Source organism: Buttiauxella sp. S19-1 (assembly GCF_022134725.1).
Lineage (GTDB): Bacteria > Pseudomonadota > Gammaproteobacteria > Enterobacterales > Enterobacteriaceae > Buttiauxella > Buttiauxella ferragutiae.
This window is the reverse complement of the sequence record NZ_JAHWLU010000226.1, coordinates 1-2,425: the sequence shown is the minus strand read 5'-3', so window position 1 is coordinate 2,425 and position 2,425 is coordinate 1. Positions and strand designations below refer to the sequence as shown.

Here is a 2,425-nt window from a genome sequence, read left to right as displayed (position 1 = left end):
CAGAAATACTGTTTCACAATGCAAAAACGTGTTTGAAGTCACACTAAAAAACATAGCAAAAATCACATAAACATTTTTAACCTTTAAAATCATAAAGATAAAAAATTAAACAAAACCTGCACAATATAAACAAGTATTTAAAAGCACTCATTTCCGTGATGCAAATCTCATTACAAGGCGTTATTTTACATCTCTGATATTAATTTGAAGTTAATCACACAAATAATTATTCCGCCTCTTACACTGCGCACTCAATCCAAAAAAATTTATTTCTAGCCTCATATTTAACGAAAATTAATAACACCATTAACGGTATCAACACATTGATACTAATAAGGCGAACATTCTTAGCACCCTGAATTCATTCCATCGATGGACGGAGAAAATATGTGCCCGACAAAACCCAGTTTATTATCTTGCCTGTCATTGCTTTCGTTGGCGGTGGCGGGTTCATTACTGGCCTCACCGTTATATGCCGCCGATGCACATCCACTGCAAATTAAGCTCGATGATCTACGCTATAGCCAGCAGCAGATAGAGGCACAAAATCCACAATTTACCGGGGCTTATCAAAAACTGATTGCCAACGCAGACAAGGCGCTGAACAAACCACTGTATTCAGTGATGGATAAAACGCTAATCGCCGCCAGCGGCGATAAACATGATTACTACAGTTTTCCACCGTACTGGTGGCCCGATCCGAACAAAAAAGATGGCCTGCCCTACCTTCGCAAAGATGGCCAAACCAACCCTGATGCCAATAGTGATGCCACGGACAAAAAACGTCTGGTGAACATGAGCAATGACGTTTGGACACTGGCGCTGGCGTGGCAATTTTCGCACAACCCGGCATACGCCGAAAAAGCACGTGACCAATTGCTGAACTGGTTTGTGAAACCAGAAACGCGCATGAATCCTAACCTGCAACATGCGCAGGCTATTCCAGGGATTAACGATGGCCGAGGGATTGGCCTGATTGACAGTCGCGCGCTGGTCGAAGTGATTGATGCCGTTGAATTATTACGCCCAGCGAATGTGGTCAGCGATGAAGATTATCAGAAGATAAAACAATGGTATGGCGATTTTTACCATTGGATGAGCACCAGCCAAAACGGATTTGAAGAAGACAATTGGCATAACAATCACGGCACCTATTTTGATTTACAGGCAGCGTCATTTGCCCTGTTTAGTGGCGATATAGCCGCCGCTAAAAAACGACTACAAATCACCCAACTACGACGTATTCCCTCCCATTTTGATAAAGAAGGCCGCCAGATGGCGGAAATTGAGCGCACTCGCCCGTGGCATTACAGCAATTTCCATCTTGAGGCTTACAACAAGTTGGGGCGTTTAGGGGACATTGCTGGGGTTGATGTCTGGAATTTCACTCTTGATGACCATAGCTTGCGCCAGGGCTATCGCTACCTCGCGCACTACATAAATAGCACTGAAACCTGGCCCTGGAAGGATATTGATAAAATGGATGATCAAAAAGCACTGGTGAATATGGTCAGTGCCGCACGAGCCTGGCCTGACGACAAACTGTTTGTTGAAAAAGCCGAATGGCTGATGGCGAAGTATCCAGATGATATCTCGCATCTGATTACCCCATTAAAGCAACAGTGATAGAGAATAAGGATCGAGCGATGAAGCAGTTCACCACGCAACAACTTATTCTTCTTCAGCAACGAGTTTGCGCTCAACCCGCCATTATTGAGCAGTTGATTGCCGACAACAGTGTGGTTCTCAACAATCCAGTCGTTGTGCCAGAAACCGCCCTGGCAACCTGGAATCTCTATTATTTCTGCCCCGACCACGGCGTCAGGTTGGTGTGGGATCGCGCCTCGCCAACCTGCCATTGCTGCCCGATAGACGGCCAAAACTTTAGCGGTGAACCCTATGATGGTGCGTGGTGGCGTGAGCTCAACGGCCTGAATGCCAAAGCCTGCCACCAGCTGGGTTTATTGTGGCAACTTACTGGCGAGCAGATCTATCTGGATAAAGTCAGTGAATTGCTGATGCGTTACGCTAAGTTCTACCCGGATTACAAAATTCACGGTGGCATTCCGTACAATGGTCCGGGGAAAATGAATGCCCAGACACTTTGCGAAGCGAACTGCATGCTGGATTTCGCCCTCGGTTTTGATTGCATCGCTGAGGCACTCACTGCCGAACAGCGCGAGTACGTTACAGTTCGTTTATTGCGCGCTGGTGCGCAGTTTTTGATGGCCCATCGCACTGCACAATTACACAACCATGAAGTGAAAATTGGCTGCGCGGTGGGTGTGTTGGGGCTGGTGCTGGAAGATGCCGCGTTAGTCGAATTTGCCGTCAACCAACCTTACGGTCTGCGTTATCAGCTTGAACAGGGCCTGTTCGAGGAAGGGCTGTGGTTCGAGGGATCTATTCATTACCACTTCTACGC

General features: G+C 46.7%; 2 protein-coding genes. Both read left to right on the top strand.

The features are described from left to right. Positions 1–387: 387 nt before the first annotated feature. The gene (locus MES37_RS24100; protein ID WP_133521676.1) at positions 388–1,626 is read left to right on the top strand and encodes an alginate lyase family protein; all 1,239 of its coding nucleotides are present in this window, start codon (positions 388–390) and stop codon (positions 1,624–1,626) included. Between the two features lie 20 nt (positions 1,627–1,646). Further along, positions 1,647–2,425, top strand: a 779-nt coding sequence (locus tag MES37_RS24095; RefSeq protein WP_237932798.1) for an alginate lyase family protein, incomplete at its 3' end; no start/stop codon positions are given.

Bases quoted from the DNA above. Each gene is read 5' to 3' on its own strand.
- MES37_RS24100 (WP_133521676.1), top strand. From the start codon at position 388: ATGTGCCCGACAAAACCCAGTTTATTATCTTGCCTGTCATTGCTTTCG.